The organism is Methylocaldum sp. GT1TLB, assembly GCF_051027445.1.
Taxonomy (GTDB): domain Bacteria; phylum Pseudomonadota; class Gammaproteobacteria; order Methylococcales; family Methylococcaceae; genus Methylocaldum.
Genome location: NZ_CP194898.1, coordinates 58,558 through 82,922, shown reverse-complemented (window position 1 = coordinate 82,922; position 24,365 = coordinate 58,558). Strand labels below are relative to the sequence as shown.

23 protein-coding genes are annotated in these 24,365 nt (G+C 58.2%); 10 read left to right on the top strand and 13 right to left on the bottom strand.

All coding sequences use genetic code 11. The features are described from left to right. Positions 1–68: 68 nt before the first annotated feature. Positions 69–968: a GGDEF domain-containing protein gene (locus tag ACR2R1_RS00375; protein WP_347258839.1), complete on the top strand. Its 900-nt coding sequence runs from the start codon at positions 69–71 to the stop codon at positions 966–968. Positions 969–985: 17 nt separating this feature from the next. On the opposite strand, the gene rluB is transcribed toward ACR2R1_RS00375, so the two are convergent. The 8 genes from rluB to ACR2R1_RS00335 form a co-directional block, all read right to left on the bottom strand. Beyond that, complete coding sequence (gene rluB, locus ACR2R1_RS00370) at positions 986–1,873, bottom strand: 23S rRNA pseudouridine(2605) synthase RluB (protein ID WP_077729233.1); 888 nt, start codon at positions 1,871–1,873, stop codon at positions 986–988. After that, positions 1,848–2,432 (bottom strand): SMC-Scp complex subunit ScpB, encoded by a 585-nt coding sequence (gene scpB, locus ACR2R1_RS00365; RefSeq protein ID WP_077729270.1) that lies wholly within the window; start codon positions 2,430–2,432, stop codon positions 1,848–1,850. Before scpB ends, rluB begins: the two co-directional genes overlap by 26 nt. Position 2,433: 1 nt before the next feature. Then, entirely contained in the window at positions 2,434–3,324 is an 891-nt protein-coding gene (locus ACR2R1_RS00360) for a segregation and condensation protein A (RefSeq protein ID WP_434112159.1), read from the bottom strand. Continuing rightward, complete coding sequence (locus ACR2R1_RS00355) at positions 3,325–3,975, bottom strand: site-2 protease family protein (RefSeq protein WP_086135421.1); 651 nt, start codon at positions 3,973–3,975, stop codon at positions 3,325–3,327. Between the two features lie 29 nt (positions 3,976–4,004). After that, the gene (locus ACR2R1_RS00350) at positions 4,005–4,625 is read right to left on the bottom strand and encodes an L-threonylcarbamoyladenylate synthase (RefSeq protein WP_156879361.1); all 621 of its coding nucleotides are present in this window, start codon (positions 4,623–4,625) and stop codon (positions 4,005–4,007) included. Positions 4,626–4,713: 88 nt separating this feature from the next. After that, the gene (gene tsaB, locus ACR2R1_RS00345; RefSeq protein ID WP_156879360.1) at positions 4,714–5,403 is read right to left on the bottom strand and encodes a tRNA (adenosine(37)-N6)-threonylcarbamoyltransferase complex dimerization subunit type 1 TsaB; all 690 of its coding nucleotides are present in this window, start codon (positions 5,401–5,403) and stop codon (positions 4,714–4,716) included. After that, positions 5,400–7,331: an ATP-dependent DNA helicase gene (locus ACR2R1_RS00340; RefSeq protein ID WP_434112156.1), complete on the bottom strand. Its 1,932-nt coding sequence runs from the start codon at positions 7,329–7,331 to the stop codon at positions 5,400–5,402. The genes tsaB and ACR2R1_RS00340 overlap by 4 nt, the downstream gene beginning before the upstream one ends. A 1-nt stretch (position 7,332) precedes the next feature. Then, entirely contained in the window at positions 7,333–7,866 is a 534-nt protein-coding gene (locus ACR2R1_RS00335) for a tetratricopeptide repeat protein (RefSeq protein ID WP_077729238.1), read from the bottom strand. A 326-nt stretch (positions 7,867–8,192) separates the two neighbouring features. On the opposite strand from ACR2R1_RS00335, the gene ACR2R1_RS00330 reads away from it, so the two are divergent. Then, positions 8,193–9,431, top strand: coding sequence for a DUF1015 domain-containing protein (locus ACR2R1_RS00330; RefSeq protein ID WP_434112154.1), 1,239 nt, complete (start codon positions 8,193–8,195; stop codon positions 9,429–9,431). Between the two features lie 83 nt (positions 9,432–9,514). On the opposite strand, the gene ACR2R1_RS00325 is transcribed toward ACR2R1_RS00330, so the two are convergent. After that, positions 9,515–10,630 (bottom strand): protein-L-isoaspartate(D-aspartate) O-methyltransferase, encoded by a 1,116-nt coding sequence (locus ACR2R1_RS00325; RefSeq protein WP_434112152.1) that lies wholly within the window; start codon positions 10,628–10,630, stop codon positions 9,515–9,517. A gap of 68 nt (positions 10,631–10,698) precedes the next feature. On the opposite strand from ACR2R1_RS00325, the gene ACR2R1_RS00320 reads away from it, so the two are divergent. Further along, complete coding sequence (locus ACR2R1_RS00320) at positions 10,699–11,583, top strand: carbohydrate kinase family protein (protein WP_434112150.1); 885 nt, start codon at positions 10,699–10,701, stop codon at positions 11,581–11,583. Positions 11,584–11,626: 43 nt separating this feature from the next. Then, complete coding sequence (locus tag ACR2R1_RS00315) at positions 11,627–12,451, top strand: CheR family methyltransferase (protein WP_434112148.1); 825 nt, start codon at positions 11,627–11,629, stop codon at positions 12,449–12,451. Between the two features lie 12 nt (positions 12,452–12,463). Here ACR2R1_RS00315 and lgt read toward each other — a convergent pair whose 3' ends face one another. Further along, positions 12,464–13,294, bottom strand: a complete 831-nt coding sequence (gene lgt / locus ACR2R1_RS00310) for a prolipoprotein diacylglyceryl transferase (RefSeq protein ID WP_205780692.1) — start codon at positions 13,292–13,294, stop codon at positions 12,464–12,466. Between the two features lie 302 nt (positions 13,295–13,596). Between lgt and ACR2R1_RS00305 the strand changes: the two genes are divergently transcribed. Further along, on the top strand, positions 13,597–14,061 hold the full coding sequence (locus ACR2R1_RS00305; RefSeq protein ID WP_086135415.1) for a DUF6763 family protein: 465 nt from the start codon (positions 13,597–13,599) through the stop codon (positions 14,059–14,061). 102 nt (positions 14,062–14,163) lie between these two features. Further along, positions 14,164–14,739 carry a hypothetical protein gene (locus ACR2R1_RS00300; RefSeq protein ID WP_139841163.1) on the top strand — a complete coding sequence of 192 codons (576 nt, stop codon included), beginning with the start codon at positions 14,164–14,166 and terminating at the stop codon, positions 14,737–14,739. Between the two features lie 196 nt (positions 14,740–14,935). Here the strand turns inward: ACR2R1_RS00300 and ACR2R1_RS00295 are convergent, their stop codons facing one another. Further along, on the bottom strand, positions 14,936–15,838 hold the full coding sequence (locus ACR2R1_RS00295; RefSeq protein ID WP_077729246.1) for a diaminopimelate dehydrogenase: 903 nt from the start codon (positions 15,836–15,838) through the stop codon (positions 14,936–14,938). A 190-nt stretch (positions 15,839–16,028) separates the two neighbouring features. Then, positions 16,029–16,763, bottom strand: a complete 735-nt coding sequence (locus ACR2R1_RS00290; protein ID WP_077729247.1) for a SagB/ThcOx family dehydrogenase — start codon at positions 16,761–16,763, stop codon at positions 16,029–16,031. Positions 16,764–17,239: 476 nt separating this feature from the next. Here ACR2R1_RS00290 and ACR2R1_RS00285 point away from each other — a divergent pair, with 476 nt between their 5' ends. From ACR2R1_RS00285 to ACR2R1_RS00270, 4 genes are all read left to right on the top strand, one after another. Beyond that, complete coding sequence (locus ACR2R1_RS00285; protein WP_347257704.1) at positions 17,240–17,740, top strand: Spy/CpxP family protein refolding chaperone; 501 nt, start codon at positions 17,240–17,242, stop codon at positions 17,738–17,740. 47 nt (positions 17,741–17,787) lie between these two features. Next, the gene (locus tag ACR2R1_RS00280; protein ID WP_347257703.1) at positions 17,788–17,922 is read left to right on the top strand and encodes a hypothetical protein; all 135 of its coding nucleotides are present in this window, start codon (positions 17,788–17,790) and stop codon (positions 17,920–17,922) included. Positions 17,923–18,258: 336 nt separating this feature from the next. Continuing rightward, a complete protein-coding gene (locus tag ACR2R1_RS00275) occupies positions 18,259–19,419 on the top strand; it encodes a hypothetical protein (protein ID WP_086135412.1) in 1,161 nt (386 codons plus the stop codon). Between the two features lie 452 nt (positions 19,420–19,871). Next, positions 19,872–22,385, top strand: a complete 2,514-nt coding sequence (locus tag ACR2R1_RS00270; RefSeq protein ID WP_077729250.1) for a PAS domain S-box protein — start codon at positions 19,872–19,874, stop codon at positions 22,383–22,385. Positions 22,386–22,448: 63 nt separating this feature from the next. Here ACR2R1_RS00270 and ACR2R1_RS00265 read toward each other — a convergent pair whose 3' ends face one another. Further along, positions 22,449–23,678: a dicarboxylate/amino acid:cation symporter gene (locus tag ACR2R1_RS00265; RefSeq protein WP_077729251.1), complete on the bottom strand. Its 1,230-nt coding sequence runs from the start codon at positions 23,676–23,678 to the stop codon at positions 22,449–22,451. Positions 23,679–24,365 lie beyond the last annotated feature (687 nt).

The following is a 24,365-nucleotide window of genomic DNA, read 5'->3' as shown; positions in this document are numbered from 1 at the left end:
GCATAAATCTCGCTTTAGAAGAGACCTAAGCCATCAGACACCCTTTCGGCGAGAAGAGAAACTGCGCGATGAAAAATAATAAAGCGGAAAATTTAGCCGCGCTGTCGAGCCAAAAGAGCGAGAAAAAAACCGCTCTGGGTGATGGATCCTACTACGAAATGGTCTTAGCTCTTCAGACCACGCTGGACATAGAGCAGCTTCTCGGTTTGTTCAGCACGCACTTGAAGACTATCGTTCCCCATTCCGGCTTGCGCTTTTGCAACGAAAAGCTCGGCATCGAACTTTCGCTGGGCAAGAAAGGACGGCACGTCTGCGCTTACAATCTCGAACTCGAGAACGAGCCGCTCGGCGAATGGCGGATGAGCCGAGACCGGCGCTTCAGTGAACCGGAGTTGGCCCGAGTGGAAGCGCTACTCTGCCGCCTACTCTATCCCTTGCGAAACGGGCTCAAGTATCGCGAAGCCTTGTGTTATGCCCACACGGACCAGTTGACTCAAACCGGGAATCGACCGGCACTGCTCAGTAGTCTGCAGCGGGAACTTGAGCTCGCGCGCCGCTACGGCACCCCCCTTTCGATCATTCTTCTCGACGTCGATCACTTCAAATCGATCAACGACAGTTTCGGGCATGACACAGGCGATGCCGTGTTGCGGTCGGTAGCGCGATCTATCAAGGATTCCGTGCGCGGGAGCGATATCCTGTTCCGTTATGGCGGTGAAGAATTCGTCATTCTGCTTTCCAACACGTCCAAGGACGGCGCGGTAAATCTTGCTGAACGCATTCGTAACACGGTCGAAGGAACATTCTGCGGAGTACGCGATTCGGGCGTCCGCGTTACGCTGAGCTTGGGGGTAGCAACGCTGATTTCCGGAGAAACTCATTTGGACTTGCTGCGCCGCGCCGATCAGGCCATGTATCTGGCAAAACGCGGCGGACGCAATCGGGTTGCGGCTGCAATCGATACGTAGCCAAAAGACCGACGGTTTTAAAAAATCTTGGTTTTTCGGCGGCGGACAGCTTTGTCGCTCGCATGCCGGCGCGCAGGGCGCCGATCCGAAGGCGTTTTTCCGATATCCAGTCCAACCGAACGCATCAATTCGGCGACTTCTTCAGCGGGGAGTTCGTAAGACGCTCCCGCTTTCAATCGGGACGGTAGGGCAATCCCGCCAAACCGCGTCCGCATCAATCGGCTTACCGTAATTCCCTGCGATTCCCAAAGCCTCCGAACGATACGGTTGCGCCCCTCCTTCAAGGTGACGCGAAACCATCGGTTGGCGCCCTCACCGCCCGCCGGTTCTATCGTCTCGAATCGAGCCGGTCCATCTTCCAGCGCAATACCGTTCGACAGCCGAGTCAACATTTCGTCGTTGACGGGGCCAAGAACCCGGACCGCGTACTCCCGCTCCATTTCCCGCGACGGGTGCATGAGACGATTGGCCAGTTCACCATTATTGGTGACCAACAACAGACCTTGGGTATTGATATCGAGACGTCCGACGGCAATCCAGCGCCCGGTCGATGGTTTGGGCAACCGGGTAAAAATTACCGGACGCCCCTCCGGATCGCGCCGGCTGACCACCTCTCCGATCGGCTTGTGATAGATGAGCACACGGGTTGGCGCTTCGGACCTTTTGGCGACATCGACCGGTCGGCCGTTGACGGTGACATGGTCGCCGGTTCTGTAACGATCCCCCAGCTCGGCCGGCTTGCCGTTTATCGATATCCGACCGGCCCTGATCCATTCCTCGATTTCCCGGCGCGAGCCCAGCCCGATCTGAGCGAGAACTTTCTGAATCCGCTCGCCGGCGTCATCCGGTGATGGACGTACATCCGCCGGCGTCTTGGTCTTATTCGATCGATTCGGTATTCGCATTTTCGGTCACTGGCTGGTCTTGCGGCGCCGCTTGCAGCGCCAAGTCGTCTATGAGCTCCTGGAGCGGCGGTAGTTCGCCAAGGCTCTTCAGATTGAAATAGTCCAGGAATTGCTTGGTCGTGGCGAGCAGGGCCGGGCGCCCCGGGACCTCTTTGTGCCCTACCACCTGTACCCATCCCCGCTCCTGAAGCGTTCGCACGATACTCGAACTGACGGCTACGCCGCGAATATCCTCGATTTCACCGCGCGTAACCGGCTGACGGTAAGCAATGATGGCGAGAGTTTCCAAGAAGGCGCGCGAATAACGCCCAGGCCTTTCCTCGAACAGCCGCGAGACCCAGGGGGAAAACGCCTCCCGCACTTGGAGACGGTACCCGCTGGCCACCTGCTTCAATTCGACGGCCCGGCCGCGGCAATCTTCGGCCAACTCCGCCAAAGCGGAGTGTATTTCTGAGGGTTCCGGCCGCTCGTTGTCGGCAAACAGATTTTCGAGTTCGGCGAAGGACAACGGTCTGCCGGCGGCTAACAGCGCCGCCTCGATGATCGTCTTCAGTTCCACGTCAATCGACACCGGAAGCCATCAGAGGCCTAACTTGCAATTCGCCCAACGGTTCTTCCTGAATGATCTCGATCAAACGCTCCTTGCTGAGTTCGAGGATGGCGAGCAACGAAACGACCGCGCCGTGCCGCCCTTCCTTCCGTTCGAACAAGCTGGGAAACGGGATCAATAATTGGGTCCGCAATCGCGCCAGTATACTCGACATGCGCTCGCGCACCGACAATGGCTCGCGCTGGATGTGATGATGCGTCGATCGCTCGGCGCGCCGCAGCACGTCTTGGAAAGCCAAGAGAACTTCTTTCAATTCCACTTCGGGATAAACCTTTTTGACCTTGATGGCACCGGTATCCGCCGACGTTTCGAAAACGTCGCGCTCGCATCGCGGCAGGGCGTCGAGCTCCTGGGCGGCGTGCTTGTAGCGTTCGTACTCCTGGAGGCGGCGCACCAGTTCGGCGCGAGGATCCTCCTCGCCCTGTTCCGGCCCTGTCGGACGCGGCAGCAGCATGCGCGACTTGATCTCGGCGAGAATCGCCGCCATCAGCAGGTATTCGGCGGCAAGCTCGATCCGGAGTTCGCTCATCATCTCGATGTAGGTGATGTACTGGCGGGTGATATCGGCAATGGGGATGTCCACTATGGACAGGTTCTGCCGGCGGATCAAATAAAGCAGAAGATCGAGCGGACCTTCGAACGTTTCCAGGAATACTTCCAGCGCGTCGGGTGGGATGTAGAGGTCTTCCGGCAACTCCGTGAACGGCGCGCCGTTGACGAAAGCCAACGGTGCAGCGGTGACCGCTCCCTCGCTTACAGCTTGTGAATCGACCTGCCGCGCATCTCGTTCCGAATTCGAATCGGTCGCAACGGTCTTTTCACAATCGGCCAGATCAGTCATCTACAGACCGGCAAAACCGAACAACAATTGCAGCATGATATTTAGCGGAAAACCCAAGATTATGGACAGCCATCCTGTGGCAATCAGGGCTAAAAGGATAAAAAAGCCGTAGGGCTCAATTCTGCTGAACTTAATGGAAAGTCTCGTTGGCAACAGGCTAGCGACAATACGCCCGCCGTCTAACGGCAAAATCGGCAGTAGATTTAGCACCATCAACAATATGTTAAATTTTATTCCCGCCTGTCCCATAAACCCGAGAGGCAGGGAGACATACTCCAAATCTAAAGCAACTGCTAAGCGCAAAATAAGAGCCCAACCAATCGCCATGATTAAATTTGCCATTGGCCCTGCAATTGCTACCAGCGCCATATCGCGCCTGGGATGACGTAATTTGCCGAAATCCACCGGCACGGGTTTAGCCCAACCAAAAAGGAAACCCGTCTGTAACATTAGTAAAACCCCTGGCACTAATAAGGTTCCAACTGGATCAACGTGACGCAAGGGGTTCAAGGAAAGCCGGCCGAGACGGGCGGCGGTATTATCACCAAACAACCTGGCAGCCCAGCCGTGGGCTACTTCATGTAAAGTGACTGCAAACAAAACAGGAATTATTGAGCCGGCAATTACCTGAATAAAGTTGAAATTTTCCATTGGAAGATTGTATGGCGGAACGAACAGGATTATTGCAAAGAAGCGACGACGCCCGATCCCTGCCGGACGATCTCCGGCGTGTCTTCGATAAAGCCGATGATAGTGGTCGGCGTATAGGGAACGACTCCGGCATCGATGATCAAATCCACCTCTTTCTCGAGGCGGTCGCGAATGTCTTCTGGGTCGGTCATGGCGTCATCATCGCCGGGGAGAATCAGGGTCGAACTGAACAATGGCTCGTTCAGTTCCGCTACCAGCGCCAGCGTGATCGGATTGTCCGGCAGGCGGATACCGATGGTTTTGCGCTTTGAATGTTGCAGGCGACGCGGCGTTTCGCGGGTCGCTTTGAGAATAAAGGTGAACGGCCCCGGCGTCAGCGATTTGATCAGTCGGAATGCTTCGTTGTTGATCTTCGCGAAAGTCGATATCTGCGACAGATCCCTGCAGACCAAGGTGAAATTGTGATCTTCCTCCAACTGGCGAATTCGGCGGATGCGGTCCAGCCCGGATTTATTATCCATCTGACAGCCGAACGCGTAGGAGGAATCGGTCGGATAAACGATTACGCCCCCTTCGCGAATGATCTCGACGCTTCGGCGAATGAGCCGAGCTTGCGGGTTGTCCGGGTGGATCTGAAAATATTGAGCCATCCCGATAGTTTACTATAGAGGCCCCCTCCTCAGGGATTTTTCCCTTTCTCTGCGTTTTTCGACGGGACCGCTACAAAGATCGATCCGCCTACGTTCGTGAACCCCGCTTTTTAGCGACATTGTCGCGCAGATAAACCGGCAGCGCCTGTTCCGGCTCCACGAAGAAACCGCTGCCGAAAGCATCGGCGCCAAGACGAGCCACCATCGCCGCGCGCGGAAAGCGGTCGGGCAGAATCCTTTTTACGTCGCTGCCCAAACGCTCCTGGAGAACCGAACCGTAGGTCTTCCATCCACTGCCGATACCGACGCCTTCGGCATGATCGGGAAACGAAACGCGTTCGGCCGGCCGTACCGATTCTTCGCCCAAAAGCTCCGCCAACCCCGATTCTCCCCTACGGTAGACCGCCCAGTAGACTTCGCCCATGCGCGCATCGATGCAGGAAAATGCGACCTTTTCCGGAGACTCGATCAAGGCATCCTGCGCCAGGGCCGCCAGCGTCGAAACCGGAACCACCGGCAGATCAACACCGAACGAAATCCCCTGAGCCACGCCCGCCGCGATGCGGACGCCGGTAAAGGAACCGGGCCCCCGTCCGAACGCTAAAGCATCGACTTGCGAAACCCTGACTCCGGCTTCGGCCAGCAAGGAGTCGATCATCGGCAGAATCAGCCGATTATGCTGCTGCGGCGCAAGCTCATAACGTTCGAGAACGGTGTCATCGATCAGCAAGGCGGCCGAACACGCTTCCGTGGCGGTTTCGATGGCCAGAATCTTCATACCGCGATCTCTTTTTCGAATTCACTGGAGAAAAACCGCTGCACATCGGCGAGCGAACGGGTCCTCGGCGTATCCGGCAGGCTGTTCAAAAAAACCTTCCCGTAGGAGCGGGACAAAATCCGCGGATCGCACAGCATCAGCACGCCGCGATCCTCCTGATCCCGGATCAAGCGCCCCACGCCCTGCTTGAGCGCGATGGTTGCGGCCGGAAGCTGATAGGTCGCAAACGGATTCAGTCCGTTGCGGCGGAGGGTTTCGAGCCGAGCATTGAGCACCGGGTCGCTGGGTGAAGCGAACGGCAATTTGTCGATAATGACGCAGGAAAGCGCCGGTCCCGGAACGTCGACCCCCTCCCAAAAGCTCCCGGTGCCCAGGAGAATGCCGTTGCCGGCTTGCTTGAACGCTTCCAGAAGCACCGCTTTGGGCTGGTTGCCCTGAACGAACAGCGGATAATCGAGATGCTGCGCGATCAAAGCCGCAGCCTCCGACAAGGCCTGATGCGAGGTGAACAACATGAATGCCCTGCCCCGGCTGGCCTTCAAAACCGGCAGCGCGGCTCGCACCACGGCCTGGGTGAAGCCGTCGACCGCCGGGTCCGGAAGCCCCGGCGGCAGAAACAACAAGCACCGGTTCCGGTAATCGAACGGGCTTTCCCAAGCCCGGCAATCGGCACCGCCGAGTCCCAGTTGTCCGACGAAATGATCGAACCGGCCGCTCACCGTGAGCGTTGCCGATGCGAAGATCCAGGCGGCCTGACTGTGCTTCCGAAACCGCGCGAATTCGCCGGCGATGGCCAACGGGGTCCGGTTCAGGGAAAAACTGTGCTTATAGACCTCGAACCAGCGTACGGCTTCGCTGCCTTCGTCCTTGTCGAAAGTCTCCAGCCGCACGCCCAAATCCGTACAACGTTTCCAACACGACTCGAGGCCTTTGCTGCGAACGGCGGCTTCTTTCAGGATGGCTTCGAGATCGTGCAAATGCCGGCGCAACTCGGCGAGCTTTTCGGTTACCGCCGAATCGTCCGCCACCTTGTGCCACGCCTCCCGCCGCGAAGGGTCGCCCAAAGCCTGCCGCAGCTCCGCCGTCAATTGCTCGAGCAGTTCCGCTTCTTCGAGCAGCTGCGGCATATCTTTCGCGTTCTTGAGCCGCTCGACCAGGATATCGTCCGCCAACCCGTGGAGCTGGCGGGAGCTGATGCTGAGCCCCAGAAACTGGGCCGCCGATTCGACGAATTGATGAGCCTCGTCCACCACGATCGCTTCGCAGTCGGGCAAAAGCTCGCCGAAGCCGTCGTTCTTCAAGGTCCAGTCGGCCCACAGCAAATGATGATTGATCACCAGAATATCGGCATCCTGAGCACTGCGGCGTGCCTTCACCAAGAAACAGTCTTCGTATTGGGGGCATTCCTGCCCCAGGCAGTTGTCTCCGGTCGAGGTCACCGAAGACCAAAGCACCGAAGATTCCGGCACGTTGACGACTTCGGCGATGTCACCGGTCCGGGTGGTCTTGCTCCAGCGCCGGATCGCCTCCAGGGCGTACGCCTCGCGTGGGCCGTAACCCGCCTTGAATCCCAGGGTGTTTTGCAGACGGTACGGACACAGATAATTGGCTCGCCCTTTCAGAAGTACCGCCTTGAACGGCACGGCCAGCGCTTGCCGGACCATAGGCAGGTCCTTGCGGAAAAGCTGATCCTGGAGAGTCTTGGTGGCGGTCGAAACGATGACTTTCTTGCCGGACAAAGCCGCCGGAACCAAATAGGCCAAGGTCTTGCCCGTGCCGGTACCTGCTTCCGCGACCAGGCAGCTCTTGCCGTCGATTGCTTGTTTGACGGCTTGCGCCATCTCCGCCTGTCCCTGGCGCGGGCGAAACCCCGGCAAGCACCGGGCGAACGGGCCTTCCGCCCCCAAGATCGAAAGCAAATCCGGCAATTCAGTTCCCGGCTTTCTGCTCGGCCATCGCCGCACCGGCCAGGTCGCCTTTCGCCCGGCGCGCCTGCGCAATAATGGACCAGTTCTTTTGGGTCAGCGGCTGGCTTCCCCTCGCAAGCTGGTTCGATTTTTTCGCCAGATCTTCGGCAAGGCCCGGCTGATGCTGCTGGAGCCGAATTTCGGCCAATTGATGCCACAACAGAGGATTGCGCGGCTGAATGCGTATCCCTCTTTCCAGTGCGGAGGCGGCATTGTCCAGTTGCCCGCTTTTGCGGTTGTTTTCGGCCTCGCTCAACAAGGCCAGAACTGCAGGCGATGAAGCGACGGGCTCGCTTCTGACGGGTGGTTTCGCTCTCCATGACGGAGCGGGGGTTTCTCTCGCGCCTGCCTGTGGAGTACCCGGCTGGCGCTCGGCCGTGGACTCGCCCGGTATCTGGCCAGGTTGGTAAATCCCGCGAGGCTGATTCGAAACGCTGACACAGGCGGCTTGCAAAAGAAGCGTTGCAACGAAAATCGGACGATAGGCTTTGCTCATGTTGAAATGAAGACCTCGATACAAGGGGCTGAAACTGCTAATGGTAGAACAAGACGCATAGTCGTAGGTCGGCAATCCTTTGCCGACAGCCACGTCGGGAAGGGATTCCCGACCTACAGCCGGGGCACTACACTAAACCGGGAAATGCTCTAGCCTCGAAAGATGAGGGAGAATACAGGACATCGTCATTGGGCTCCAGTTCGCCATTCCTTGCTCCATTGGACCAACGACCCGGTGAAATTACTGACAGCCGCACGAGTCATTACTGAAATAAGGTTTCTCGGCTCCGGTGTTAGAATTCAGCCATTGCCCTCAGGAAAACGACCATGCCCCTCATCCGCCCCTTCTCCGCTCTCCGTCCGGCGCCCGGTCGCGCCGCGGAGGTTATCTCACCGCCCTACGACGTGTTGAATACCGAAGAAGCCAGAACGCTGGCGGCGGGCCGTCCGTGGAGCTTTCTGCACATTTCCAAACCGGAAATCGATTTGCCGCCCGGAACCGACGCTTACGCTCCGGAGGTTTATGCCAAGGCCGCGGACAATCTGAAGCGGATGCTGAATTCCGGCATCCTGAAGCGGGACGACCGGTCGCTCTATTATGCCTATCGCCTCGTCATGGGCGACCATACGCAACTGGGCCTGGTCGCGACGGCCAGTGTCGCCGCTTACGACGCCAACCGCATCCGAAAACACGAGTTCACCTGCCCCGACAAGGAGGACGACCGGGTACGCCAGATCGTGGCGTTGAACGCTCAGACCGGTCCGGTGCTGTTGGCGTATCCCGATGCGCCCGAGATCGACAGCCTGTTGGCGAAAACCGCCGAGCAACCGTCCGAAGCCGACGCGGTAGCGGAGTCCGGCGTGCGGCATACGTTCTGGAGCATTCGCGATGAAGATACCATCGCCCGGCTCACCGAACTTTTCGATGCGCTGCCGGCACTGTATATCGCCGACGGGCATCACCGTTCCGCCGCGGCTTCGCGGGTTGCGGCCTCGCGCCGGCAATCCGATCCCGGCCATACCGGCGATGAAAGCTACGAATACTTTCTGTCGGTGATATTTCCCAAGAGCCAGATGCGGATCATGGATTACAACCGGTTGGTCAAGGATTTGAACGGTTTGAGCGAAGCGGAGTTTCTGAGCCGGGTGTCCGAGCGCTTTGCCATAGAATCGGCCGACAATCCGGTGAAACCGGAAAATCCCGGCCAGTTCGGCGTGTATCTCGGCGGACACTGGCGCAAGCTGACCATAAGACCCGAGTTGATCCCCGCGGACCCGGTGGCGCGGCTCGACGTCAGTCTCTTGCAGGACAATCTCATTTCGCCGGTCCTCGGCATCGCCGATCCCCGCCGCGACCGGCGGATCGACTTCGTCGGCGGCGTCCGCGGCTTATGCGAACTGGAGCGCCGCGTCGATTCCGGAGAAATGGCCGTGGCGTTTTCGGTGCACCCTACCCGCATGGAAGACTTGATGGCTGTGGCCGATGCGGGAAAGGTCATGCCCCCGAAATCGACCTGGTTCGAGCCCAAGCTGGCGGACGGGTTGGCGTCCCACGTGCTGGATTAGCCCGGATCGACCGAATGGCGGATGCGCGGACCGGCGGCCCTCTATCCGGTTCCGCACGGTACCGCCGCATATCCGGCCGTTCCCTATAAGCTCGGCGAAGTGGCGGCGTGGGTATGCTCGTATCGCTCCTGGCAATCGTGGCACCTCAGCGCCGCGGGATTTACCTTCAGCCGAGGATAGCCGATCTCCCCTTCGCACTCGATACAGATACCGTACTCGTTGTTGGCGATTCTGAGCAGGGCTGCGTCTATCGCCTGAAGCTCCCGAATGTGCCGGTCGATGATGGCCAGGTTGAGGTCCACCAGTAAGTCCGCGACGGATTCCTCCTCCATGTCGTGAACCTGACCGGCGAGATCGATGTATTGCTCGTTATCCGAAGACAAGAGTTCCTGACGGATTTCTTCCCTGAGATCTCGATAGCGGCTCTTGAGCGCCAGTTTCAGCTCGTTGATCTGGGCATCCGATAATTTTACAGTCATGGTCGTTCTCCATCCGTATTCGTTCGTTCGATCGATGCGCGTCACGGATTCGCGCTCCGGTTCGATCATCGAGTCTCCTGTGAGCGGCACGAAGGCCACATCCAAAATGCTCCGGGTTTCGATTTGGCCTTGCTTGTCCTTCTCCACCAGCATCAGTTCCTGGTGGCGATAAGGCAGCCCGATAGGGATCACCATCCTGCCTCCGGGCCTGAGCTGATCGAGCAAGGCTTTCGGCAGGTACGGGGCGGCCGCCGTGACGATGATGCCGTCATAGGGCGCATGTTCCGGCCAACCGTGATAGCCGTCGCCGGCACGGACCTCCACGTTGGCGTAGCAGAGGCGCATCAGCCGCTCCCTCGCCTGCTCGGCCAGCTCCGCTATGATTTCCACCGTGTAAACCCGCTTAACCAACAGCGACAGGACCGCCGCCTGATAGCAGGAACCGGTGCCGATTTCCAGAACGATGTCGTCCGGTTCTGGATCGAGGAGATCGGTCATCAAGGCCACGATGTAGGGCTGGGAGATGGTTTGACCGTAACCGATGGGCACGGGCCCGTTCTCATAAGCGTAAGCCTTGGACTCGGAAGGCACGAAACGGTCACGAGGGACTTTTCGCATCGCGTCCAGCACCCTCGGATTCAGCGTGTCTTTGCCGATGAGATGCCGGGTGAGGGTAACCTCCTCCTCGATCTCGCGCATCATTCGAGACAATCTAGTCATAAGACCTCGTTTGGTCCGAGCGGCGGAATAGGCTTATCTTACGCTTTAACCGACGGCTAAGGTTAAACATGATTACCCGATTTATCTGTGCCGGGAGCTTGAACGCGGATCTCACGTTTCCGGTCGAGCGCCTGCCGGAAGAACACCAAAAACTGCGCTGCCGAAAATGCGCTTTGAACTACGGCGGATCGGCCGCCAATACGGCCTATTGGCTGGCGCGGCTCAACCAGTCTGTACGAATGCTCGGGTGCGTGGGCGACGACCCCTTCGGCACGCTTGCCATCGCGGCGCTGGCCGAAGCTGGGACGGATACGAGCCTGATTCAGCGCACCAGCCGGAGTCTTACCGGAATGGCCGCCATTTTCGCGACTCCCGGCAGCAAGCGCATGGTCACTTCGGGCGGGGCGAACGCTTGCTTCGATCCGGCGGAGATCGATGGCCGGATTTTTTACCCTGGCGCGCACTTGCACGTGGCGACCTCTCTGCACGAGCTCGCGTTGCCCTTGATCCGCCTCGCCAAGGAACGGGGCGCCACCGTCTCCTGCGATCTGGATGAAGGGCCAACGGAAGAAATGATCCCCCGGCTGGATTTGATCTTCATGAACCAAACCGAGCTGCGCCGCTGGACCGGTTCGACCGATCCGCGCGAAGCGCGGAAGCGTCTCTCGCCTTCAAGCTTTTTGGTCGTTACCCAGGGCGCCCGAGGGGCGGTGGCGTTGGGACCGAGCGGCGAATACGCCCATCCCGCGTTCCCGGCGACAGAGGCCGATCGAACCGGCGGTGGCGACGCCTTCGACGCCGGCTTTCTGTACGGACTTGCACAAGGGGCCGCCCCCGAAACCTGTCTGCGCTTCGGCTTGCTTCTCGCTGCCCGTGTGATCGCGAGCGAAGGAAGCCGTCCACGGTCGGTCGACGCGGCAAGGGTTCTCCGGGCCTCTCTGCGGACTCCCTGAATGTTCGGCGTTGCGCGAACCCTTGATTCAAAAGGACGCAACGGTGACGGACCAGGAAGCTAAATGGGTGGATTTCTTGCAATGGGCCTTGCCGCGCCTGGAACTGCGCTGGCCGGGGTTCCGCAAAGTCCGGCGTCAGGTGATCAGGCGCATCGCTCGACGTATGGCGGAATTGCAGATGGATGATCTCGACGCTTATCGCCGCCACCTCGAAACTCACGCGGAGGAATGGCCGCGGCTCGATAGTTTCTGCCGAATTACGATCTCCCGCTTTTACCGCGACCGCCGGGTCTTCGATATTCTCGCCCGCGACGGATTGCCGGAGCTGATTCGCTTCTGCCGAACCCGCGGTGAACGCCGTATCTGCAGCTGGAGCGCAGGCTGCGGCGCCGGCGAGGAGGCGTACACGCTGACTTTGATCTGGGCGCTGCAAATCGCGCCGCAGGTTCCGGATATCGCGTTTGAACTGACCGCCACTGATGCCGATCCGGATCAGATTGCCCGAGCCCGGCGCGGCTGCTATCCGCCGAGCAGTTTCAAGGAATTGCCGCCGCCTTGGCGCGACCTAGCCTTCACGGAAAATCAGGGACGGTACTGCATCAAACCGGAATATCGCGGACCGGTGAGCTGGGCCGTGCAGGATCTGCGCAAAACCTTGCCGGACGGCCCCTTCGATCTCATTCTCTGCCGCAACCTCGCATTTACCTACTTCTCGATCGCCCTGCAGCGGGACATCCTGCACGGTCTCGACGCTCGCCTGTCGACCGGAGGGCTTCTCGTGATCGGTGCGCACGAATCGCTGCCCGAAATGCCGCCCGAATGGAATCCTTGGCGACCAGGACTGCCCATCTACCGCAAAGGTCGATAATCCGTTTCGCGATCAAGCATCCGACTGGGGCGGCGCGGCATTCAAATCGGCTCCGAACGCCCGCTGCAAGCGCCACGCTCGCCGCACCAAATACATCCCGACTAGCATCGCCGGAATACTCAGCCATTGGCCCATGGTAATCGTCCAGCCGGACTCGAAAGCGGCCTGGCCCTCCTTGAAGAATTCCAGGACGAAGCGGGTACCGAATACCAGGATGAAAAAGCGACCGAACATATAACCCTCGGGCACGCTATTCCCACGCCTGAGATAAAAGCGAAACTGGACCAGAAAAATCAACAAGTAACAGAAAGCCTCGTAAAGCTGTACCGGGTGGCGCGGCAGCAAATCGACCCGGGCGAAGACAATCGCCCAGGGAACGTCGGCGGGGTGGCCCAGGATTTCCGAGTTGAAGAAATTGCCGATGCGGATCAGGCATCCGGACAAAGGTACGGTAACGCCGATGCGATCGCACACCCAGAGGAACGATTGATTGGTCGCCCGACGGGAATATAGCCAGACCGCGATCAGAATGCCGACCACCGCGCCGTGGCTCGCGAGCCCGCCTTCCCACACCGCGAGGATTTTCCACGGATGCGTCAGATAAAAACCCGGATTGTAAAACAGCACGTGGCCCAAGCGGGCTCCGATCACGGTTCCGGCAAGGACGAACAGCACCAGATCGTAAACCTCGTCCTCCGGCCGTCCCTCACGCCGAAACAAGTAACGGAAGACGAACAGACCGTAGACGAAAGTCGACGCGAAGAAAAGTCCGTACCAGTGGACCGGAAGCTGGAAAGCGCCTATGGAAATGGTGAAGGCGACGGGCGAAATATCCCACAGCATGACGAACATGTCCTTCGGTGGTTGCGGTTGATGAAAAGTTCTCTGATCGGCTGACCGTTGAGGTTTAAGAATTTCTTCTGCTATGTGAGCTTTGTCAATTTAGAGCGTTTGCACGCCCGATCGATGATCCGGCGACGGCTCTCGGCCGTTTCGTCCAATTTAAACTTCCATCTGCTTTGCAGACCTAAAGGATGGACAGACTCAATTTCGATTCGGCTAGCTTACCGGCCGAGCGTTCCTTAGGGTATCCGAGCCGCTCGCCGGTAGAACGAGATCTCGGTGTATAAGACGAGGGCATAACGATGAATTCTGAAGCGGATCCTATTGTCGGCAATTGGTACCAACATCTGGACAAGGGTCAAGCCTTCCAGGTCGTCTTCGTGGATGAGGAGGCGGATTTGGTGGAGATCCAGCATTTCGACGGAGATGTGGAAGAGATGGATTTCGATGCCTGGTACCGGCTCGAGATTCAGCCTATCGAGGCGCCGGAAAACTGGAGCGGGCCTCTGGACGTCTCGGAAGTGGACGATCTCACGGGTACCGAAGTCTCCGATACGCCGCCCGAAGATTGGGTCGAGCCTCTGAAGGAAATCGAAAAGTCCCAGGAGCGGCCGACCGGTACAAGCCCGGAAGAAGGCGGAGACGAGTGGGGCGAGGGATTTCCGGAAGAAGAGCCCTTGGAACAGGAACCCTCGGCGGGAACTCCGGAAGAGCCCGGCGAGAAAAAGTCGCGGCAAGGAAGCGGTGAACCTTGGTCGGAGGAATGATCGAGCCTTTTCGAGCAGAAAATTGCTGGCGCTTGGACAGCGGTATGGCTAATCCCCCAAAAGCTTCTAAAATCAAGGCGCTTTATCAAAGGAGGCGCCAAGATGAAAACTATGCCATACCGAAAATGGGTCGATTATGTCATAGGCTTTTTGGGTCTCGTCGCCTGGATCACGCTGTTCGGTTCAGGACTGCTGATTTCGTCACGCCCCTATCGCGACCATCTCGCGGCATCGTTCAATTGGCACGATTTCATCATCGCAGCTTCTCTTTACACCTACACCAACGTCGCCATACTGACATGCCTCTCCGGCGTGATAGGTGGAGTATCGAGCCGGTTGACATTCAAGGGGTATCAAGCAGGGACCGAAGACCAGGATCAACCCGCAGACTCCGACCAGGCATTGGCTCCCGTAAGCATGGCCTACCGGGTAGAATCTCCATTGGCCAGCATGTGCCGCAGCTTTCTGGTTTATCTGCTGTACATCGCCGGTTTGGCCATCGGAATTCCCGGCGGAACGACGGAAGCGATCAGCGAGACCAATGCCGCCCAGTATCTCAGGATGGCGGGACTATTATCCTTGCTGGGATTTGCTGTCGGTTACGATCCGACCTTGTTTCACGCATTCTTGGCCAACATACCTTCGCCGATTCGGAAGAAAACAGGCGAACATAGCTAATTCCATTCGGCATTCGAGTGAACATTCATCGTAGATGGTGAGTTAGCCCCTAGTCTCCGCTCGGGACAGGCCCTTCGACAGGCTCAGGACAGGCTCCGCGTAACCTACCGATCCGAGGTCGCTCTCCCGGTGATCAGCCGGAAATTCTGCTTCTTGTGAACGGAAGAATCGAGATATAAGGATGCACGGCAGCGACTCAGAGAAACGTCTGTTCCGAATCCTTACGCAACTCACCCCAAAGGGCGCCCAGAGGCAGATCGAACAGCGAATAAGCGCGAGGCTTCAAACCGGGCAGCGCACGGGCCGCCGCCAGCATCATTTGAGCGCTCAGGGCGGCCTCGGAAAGGCGCGCTTCGAACATCAGATACTGGTGTTTGGTTTGACCGGCCGAACCGTGGCGTTGCAGCAGTACGCCGTGCTCGTCCTCGAGCGCCGCCATACTCTCGACCTGAAATACGGTGGTGATGTCGCCCCCGAACAGCGGGTCAGCGGCAACGGCCGCTTTCACTTCTTCCAGTCTCGCGCCGTCCGCCAATTCGACATAGACATAGCGCTCCATCTGCCCGTCGGCGTTCCGGTGTTCCGTCGAAAGCGCCCCCTTAACTCCCGGTACGGAGCCGGCCAGCGTGGTGTGATGCAGGCTGATGCCGGGCCTATGACTGATGTCGGTGTGTCCTTTCGGCGTGAGCAGAGCGAACAAATCCCGCATCAAGGACAGCGCCCCAGGGTCCCAGCCGGCGCCCACGACAGCGGGCCGCTCGAAGCGGATCGCCCAGCGATCTATGGCCTGCTTGTGCTCAAGAACAGCCTCGCCATGAAATCTTGCGCACTCGACGACGGGCAGACCCAGTTGGAGCAAATCGTGTACGCAGCCCCTAACCCACTCCGCTGGGATACAGACCAACACCGCATCGAGACCGGACAATTCGCGGATATGGGAAACGACACGAATCCGATCGAAGGGAGCGGGCAGGATCTGCGCCGACTCCGGTCGGCGCACGACACCGGCCAAGACAATCTGTTCGTCGTTCCGTGCCGCTTCGGCACACGCCAAACCGAGTCTGCCGAAACCGACGATGGCAATGTGCAAACGTCGCATGGTTCACTCCCTGAATGATCAAAACCGTCAATCGGCACGGTGCCGTTCCAGGATACAAGGGGGATCGCTCTCGCCGCCGGCGTCTCTTGGAGGGTATGTGGGAAGCCTCGCGGGCAGCCCAAGAGCGTGCCCGTCCTAGGCTCAGTCGAAAGGGCCTCTATGGGACGCGAGTAGCTTCTCGCATAACCTCTTAGCGCGGCTTTCCGATGGGCACCAAATATAGGATCTTCTCCTCCGCTGGAAGGTCCAGAACTTGCGCCGACCACTCGTCATCGAATGCCCCGACCGGCGTACCGCCAAGTCCCAGGGCTACCGCCTGAAGCAAAACGTTCTGCGCCGCATGCCCGGCTTCCGCATGGACGTAGGCGCGGCCGCGGGAGCCGTACTTCGCGGTCGTTCGCTCCTCCACGGCAGCGAATACCAGGATTGCCGCGCTGTCTTTCAGCCAATCCTGATGCATTGCCGCGGCGGCGAGATCGGCCCGAAAATCGCCGCGACGGATCACCTCCAGCCGGTGCCGTTGAGGGAGATACCGGTAAATGCCTGCCGGCAGATTGAGAACGTCGCCGCCCACTAGGTACAGCTCCAACGGATAAAGCGCACCGGCCGAAGGGGCGGTGCGGAGCTGATCGTCGTGGGTGATTCCCTGAGCGGCCCATAAGAGCTGAGATACGTCTTCCAACGACATCGGCGTCCCGAGAAACTCCCTAACCGAATCGCGCCTGTGCAAGGCCTCTTCCAATGACATGGAACCCGCGGTATGCGGCGCGGGCAGAACAATGATCTCGGCGGCTATCACGCGGTGTCTCCCGGTATCGACCGATCTCGCGGAGAGTAAAGACGCATAGGCCGTAAGAGCACTTGCCAAGATAATTCGAAGCACGAAAAACCGGGGGGCGCAGCGTCCGTAGAAAGCCTTCCGCATCGTCTATCTCCTTTACTAGAACAATAACCGGCTTTTCGGTCGAAGCCCAAGAATCCGAACAGGTTACAGCCATGCCCGAACACCGGGACAACGACAATCCAGTCGTACATGCCGGCTTCCTACAAGGATACGCTTTAATCTTTGATAGACCATAGTGCGCGGCCTTCGTTTGCGAAAAAATCTTGGGGCCCACGAATGGTCGACCAACTGCCGTCAGCACGAGACTCACGAGTGCGGTGGTCCAGGCGGAACTAGGCCACGGGCTGTCCGATCGAATATTTCGATGACGGTCGAAATTGGCTCGGGGCCGAGTCGCCTGGTTGTTCAAGTTCGATGGCCGACGCGATTAGTGCTTTCCGGTGCTCGTTATGTCCAACGTTCTCCCGGGGCACACTCGACGATGCGCTTACCGGGCGTTGCTCGTCGGCCTCGAAGCGCAATGATCTGACGATCGGCGTTGGATGACGAGGAAACCCATGAAAAAGCTCTCCGCTTTGTTGACGGCATCGGTTTTTGCATTAACCGCATGGGGATTGCCGGCAGCCGCGAAAACGCCCGCAACCGAAAGCCAGCCGCGCGCCATGGACAGCGCGCATGGCGCCAAGCTGCGCAAGCTATTGGAAAGCTTGCAAGAAGGCGGATTGCGGGCGCATGAAAGCTATGAAAACGTGATGCTTCGCCACGTCAACGAGCTCAAGCTGTCCGACGAACAAATCGGCAAGATCGTGCGGATACACCAAGACAATCAGCAAAAGATCAAGGAAATCGGCAAGAAACTTCGTGAAACCCAACGATCGGCCTATCGCCTCTTTCTGAACCCGGCGAGCGACGAGGCGGCTATCCGTATTGCGGCAAAAAATCACACGGCGGCTTTCGACGCATTGGTGAACACGGCTTTGAGTTCCCGCGCGGCGATCAATGCCGTATTGACTCCGGAGCAATTTAATCAACTGAAATCGCTTGGGGCTGAACCGTAGCATCGATCCCCATGCTCAAGAGTCCGACCAGTCGCAGGCGTATATCTTTGGGTTTACTGGCAACCGGGGGAGTGCTGTTTCTGCTTGCTCCGGAGAACGCCTGGATCGGCCTGGTTTTTCTAGGATTCGGGGTATTGCTGGAAACCCTCGGGTTCTTGTTGGGACATTCCGGGCACTCATGAACGGTGCCGGAGACATCGGACTTCTGGACCGGCACCGTTCAAGACGTGGTTGACGCGCTGCACGGAATGCGTCCATGCGGCATGCCGCTATCGACGGCAAGTCGATTACCCCCCCCCGACTGGACACGGAAAAATTCAAATCATAAAGTGGCTCGGTGTCGCGGCGGATATCGACGAGCCAAAAGGACTCGGATTGCCGTTCGGAGGATTGATAAGGGAGCCGCCGCATAGTAGCTCGGAAGGCCATTACCACGGAGACTACTCCCCACAAAGCGAACGAAGTTCGCATAACCGGGGTCTCAGTCGCAGCAAAACCCGCTTTTCACCGGAGCAGCAATGATCACCGACACACACGGGCAGTACGACAGACTCGGCCCGGGAGCCTCGCAGGCCGGAGCAAGCGAACTGTTGAAATCCCATTATGCTGAGCGCGGCTTTCTACCAGAACAGGACCCCCTCACGGCCTTCCCTTACGATTCCCGCTACGCCGTAATCGACGAGGTCGGCCGTGATTTGCCGAGCCTTCTGCATGACGTAGGATTTCGCGCTTATGCGCGGGAGCTCGATATCCCGAGCTGGGAGGAACCGGTCACTGCCGAAACGCTGCCGCAGCTTCGGCTGTACTACCTACGGATCGGTTTTCTCGCCTCCGCTTATGTCAATCAGGTCGGGATGGAACCGGCGCGAATGCTGCCGCGCAACATCGCCGTACCGCTGGCAAAAGCCTGCCTGCTGTTGGGGCGTCCGCCGATTTTGAGCTACGACGGCTATGCCTTGTATAACTGGAAGCGCTTCCGCAAAGACCAGCCGATTCGGTTGGGGAACATCGACACGATCCAGAATTTCGTTCACATGTACGATGAACACTGGTTCATTCTGGTACATGTGGAAATCGAGGCGATTGCCGCAGACATTCTGGCCGCCATTGCTTCGGTCAAACGGAAATTCGCCGTCGATCCGAATTCCGACATCGGCACCGAACTGTGGCAAATCGAAAGTGCAGTGCGACGCCAAGTCGAAGTGCTCAAACGGATACCCGAGAAAATGGATGCACGCCTGTATTACAAGACTTTTAGGCCGTATATCCGATTTTTCGACGGCGTGACTTATGAGTGCGTGGACCAAGCGCCTATCCGATTCCGCGGCGAGACCGGCGCGCAGAGCAGTATCATGCCGACTTTGGTTGCGTTCCTGAAGATTCCGCACCAGCGTTCGGCTTTGACCGATCATTTGGCCGACATGCGGAACTACATGCCTATCGAACATCGCCGGCTCATCGAGGAGGTCGAGGCCATGCCGAACGTCCGACACCCCCGCTACAAAGAATCTTTTAATGCCATACTCGAGGCGATTGCCTCTTTCCGCCGTGTCCATTACGGCTGGGCGCAGGAATATATCAATCGCTGGACCGGCGACCCGAGGGGAACCGGCGGAACCCCGTATATGGAATGGCTCCGGCAAATGATTTTGGAGACCGAAGCCTATCAGCAAAGGTAGACCGTCCCTGGTCCGGTTTGGTGCGACACCTGATGCACCAAGATCCTCGGCTTATATCTTCTCGATAAATTGTTTCCGGCTGATGACAAGCTGCGGACGGCCTGTACCACCTGCCGAACTTCAGGCAGTGAAAACAGAGCGGCGTTCACATCGGCGAAAGCGCAGCTATCGGCGAGCCCCGCGTTTAGGACAAACTCAAAGAAACTTCCACCAAATATCGCGTAAGGCTCTAAAATCATGGAAACCAGGACGGGTTTGAATAGGTCAAACCGCGATGAATAACCACACCCCGGTACCGAGACGCGCAGTGCTCCCGCGAATGCATCCCGATAGCAACTCATTCTCGGCGGTCTTTAATGGTCCATCGGTCTCCGATTGCGTCGATGCCATAAGGAGACACTAACGTTCAGGGAGCGGAAGAAGTAAACTCCGCCGTCCCAGCGTGCAGCATCATGAAACAGATCAATCCCTGCTCTTTTGAAACTCTCTGGGATCGCGCGAAGCCCAAGCCGAGCGAAGCAATATCGCCCGAGAATCAAACGCTGTGTCAGGCTCTTTTCGAAGCCTTGCCGGATGCTATCGCGGTCGTCGATTCTCAAGGCCGCATCCGGCAAATCAACGCGGAGCTGGAGCGATTGTTCGGCTACGATCGAGAAGATTTACTGGGTCGACCAATCGAGAGCTTGATTCCGGAGCGTTATAGAGCACGTCATATCGATCACCGGCAGCACTACCGCGCAGCGCCTTATCGGCTCAAGATGAGCCAGCGCCCCGAACTCTACGGCCTGCGACGGGACGGCAGCGAGTTTCCCGTGGACGTCCATCTGGCGCCCATCAAGGCGGAGGAAGGTACCTTAACCATAAGCGTCATACGCGATATCACTCCCCACAAGACTGCCGAGGCCGAAATCCAGGAGCACGCGCACCGCAAGGCTATTCTCGCCGATCTGAGCCAATCGGCCCTGGCCGGCACCAGTCTTGATCGGCTGATGAAGCACGCCGTGGAACAGATCGCCCAGTGTCTCGACATCGAGTACACGAAAATCCTGGAGCTTCTTCCCGATGGTCGGGCCTTACGATTGAAGGCGGGTGTGGGCTGGCGAGAAGGATTGGTTGGAGAAGCAACGGTCAGCGCCGGTTTGGAGTCTCAAGCAGGTTACACGCTGCTAATCTCCAAACCGGCCGACGAGAGCACCCTGATCGCCGGCGAACCGGTCATCGTCGACGACCTTCGCAGCGAGACGCGCTTCAGCGGTCCGCCTCTGCTCTTCGAGCACGGCGTCGTGAGTGGCATGAGCATCACCATTCCCGGGTATGCGCGGCCCTACGGCGTGTTGGGCGTGCATACCAAAAAGCACCGCGCTTTTACCGAGGATGATGCCCAATTCCTGCGCGCCGTTGCCTATACGCTGGCTTTGGCCATCGAGCGCCGGCAAACCGAAGAGGCCTTGCGCGAAAGCGAAATGCGCGCCCGGCGCTTGGTGGAAGCCAATATCATCGGAGTGTTTGAGGGAATCGAAGACCAGATCTGCAATGCCAACCAGATCTTCCTCGATATGTTGGGTTACAGCCGTGAGGATCTGCAGGCGGGAAGATTACGCTGGCCGGAGATGACGCCGCCCGAATACCAAGCCTTGGATGAAGCGGCTCGGAACCAGTTATTGGATCACGGCGCGATCACGCCTTTCGAGAAAGAATTCATCCGTAAGAACGGCACTCGGGTGCCGATCCTGATCTGCGCCACTGCGCTGGAACGCTCACCATTCACCTGGATCGCGTTCATCGTCGATTTAAGCGAGTACAAGCGGCTGGAAGACTCGTTGCGGCGCCGAGCGGCCGAGCTTGCCGATGCTGACCGCCGCAAAGACGAATTCCTGGCGATGCTGGCCCATGAGCTTCGGAATCCTCTGGCGCCGATCCGTAACGCCGTCCATATCCTGCATCGCCAAGTGCCGCTACTGCCCGAGAGTCAACGGCCGCTCGAAATGATCGAGAGGCAGACCCAGCACCTGGCTCGGCTGGTGGACGACCTTCTCGATGTTTCAAGGGTCACGCGCGGCAAAATCAACCTGCACAAACTGCCCGTGGATCTCGTGGCCTTAACCGCTCGGGTCGTGGAAAACCACCGGCCCAGCGCATCGGCGCATCAGCATACCGTCACGCTGACTTTGCCGCCCTGTCCTCTTTATGTCGAGGGCGATGATGTTCGATTAACGCAGGTACTCGACAATCTTCTCAATAACGCCAACAAGTACACTCCGGACGGCGGACACATCTGGGTGACCGTCAAGGACCGGAAGGACGAAGTCCTCGTCTCGATTCGAGACAGCGGTATCGGAATTGCCGAGAACGATCTGTCCGAAGTCTTCGACCTCTTCGCCCAAGTCGATCCGGGGATCGACCGTGCCCGCGGAGGATTGGGCATCGGGCTCTCACTGGTCAAACGGCTGGTGGAAATGCACGGGGGCTATGTCGAAGCGCGCAGCGACGGACCTGGAAAAGGCAGCGAGTTCATTATCTACCTCCCGCTTTTGTCTGCAAAAACCGAGCTGGTTTCCCACTCTTGGAGCGCTCTACCGGCGTCCGAAGCACCGCCCGTGCTACGGGTTCTGGTGGTGGACGACAATTACGACGCGGCGGAATCGATGGCCCTGCTGGTGAAGCTGTGGGGACATGAAACACGCATCGTCCATGACGGCCGGTCCGCAGTGGATATATGCCAGACGTATAAGCCGGATGTGGTTTTGCTCGATCTCGGTTTGCCGGGAATGAGCGGCTATGAAGTCGCTCAGCACTTACGAAAGGAATACGGAGACTCGATGACGCTTTTCGCCCTGACGGGGTACGGACAAGCCGAAGACCGACAGCGAAGCGCAGCGGCCGGTTTCAATCATCATCTGGTCAAGCCGATCGACCCCGGTATCCTCAAGACCTTGCTCGCCTCACGCGAGGTAAGGCCAGCCTAAAGCCAGGGCATCGTCGCGGCACGGTGTTGCCCATCGAGACGGTGCATCCTCAGCCGAGTGCCCTCAATGGCGAAGCTGCTTCTCCCACTTCGACAGAACCGTCGCGGCCACTGCATTGCCCAGAACATTGGTGGCGGAACGTCCCATGTCCAGGAAATGGTCGATAGGCAAGAGCAGTAGCAGCCCCGCTTCCGGGATATCGAACATCGATAGTGCGCCGGTAATGATGACCAGTGACGCCCGCGGCACGGCCGCGATGCCTTTGCTGGTAAGCATCAGCGTAAGCAGCATGATGATTTGCTGGTGAAGCGATAAATCGATGCCGTACGCCTGGGCGATGAACAAGGTCGCGAAGGTCATGTACATCATCGAGCCATCCAGATTGAAGGAATAACCCAAGGGAAGCACGAAACTGGCAATGCGGTTGGGACAACCGAACCGCTCCAGTTCCTGCAGCGTCTTCGGAAATGCGGCCTCGCTGCTGGCCGTACTGAAAGCCAGCAAGAACGGTCCGCCAAGCCGCGAAAGCAAGTTTTTTATCCGCGTCCCAATCACCAGAAATCCCACGCAAATCAGCATTCCCCAGAGCAGTACCAGCGCCAGATAGAACTCGATCATCAGCGTACCGTAGGTTGAGATAATACCTGTTCCCTTCTGGGCAATAATCCCCGCGGCCGCCCCGAACACGGCTAATGGCGCCAACAGCATGACGTAGCCGGTCACCCGCAGCATCACGTGCCCCAGGGCATCCAGCGCGGCGATAATGGGTTCGCCCCGATCTCCAGTTGTTGCCGCCGCCACCCCAAAAAACGATGCGAACACGACGATTTGCAAGATCTCGTTGTTCCCCATGGCTTCCACTACATTTTGCGGAATCACGTGGTGGAGGAGCGTCTTCAGGTCAAAGTGGTTTGCAGGCAGAGCAGCATGTACGGCGTCCTGAGAGACAGGCAGATGGAGCTGAACGCCCGGTTGTGCCAGATTGACCAGGACCATGCCGAGCGAGAGCGAAGCGAGGCTCGCAACGAAGAAATAGAACAGGGCTTTTCCGCCCAGTCGACCGATCGCCTTGACATCGCCCAGCTTGGCGATTCCGACCACCAGAGTCGAGAACACGAGCGGGGCGATGATCGCTTTGATGAGGCGCATGAAAACCTCGGTCAAGAGCGAAACATTACTGACGAACGTTTTGATTTCGTCCGGATCGGGAACGAAACGGCGGACCAGTTCTCCGCAGGCCACACCCAGCACGAGAGCGGCAAGAATGGAGATCGTCAGAATATTTTTTGGCATCTCGCTGAATCAAGCAATGTTCCGGCAAAGCCCGATGGCCGATCCATCTGGCCGAAAAGCATGTCAACCGGCGTTGAAAGTGGAAGAGGACGACGTTAAATGCTGATGTAAGGATCAGCCGCCTTCATTTTCATGGTATCGGCCGATCGATGAATATGAAAGGCGCCGCCCAATTCGGCTCGCCTTATTCGATGATGCGCTTAATTAGGCACCGTATCGGAACTTAGTATAACTATCAGCCGAGGTCCGAGGCTACTTGCAAACACTTCAAGTAGTAAATCGCGGCCATACCTGAACATGAGCGTGGCCGGAAGCAGAAATGCGAGGGGGGGTGCGCGCCTCAACCGGACAGGCTGGGGAAGAGCAGTCAACCGCTAACGGTTGCGTTCGGAATTATCCGACAACGGCACGCCAGCAGGATTTTCGAGCCTTACCATATTGCCAATCACTTACCAAGGAAAAAGCGGTCCGCGTAGGGTGGCGCTTCGCACTTCCTCGGGTACCAGAATGAACACTACGAAGGCAACGGTGGCCAGCAAAGACGTGGCGGATACCGCAAGGCCCACAAAGAAGAATCTGGCAAAGCAACTGATCTGTTGTTTAGACTCTAGAAGAAACATGCAAAAGACTCTTTTGTCAGTTACGTCGATGGTGATCATAGACCCGCTAGAGCACAAGAGTCGTCAG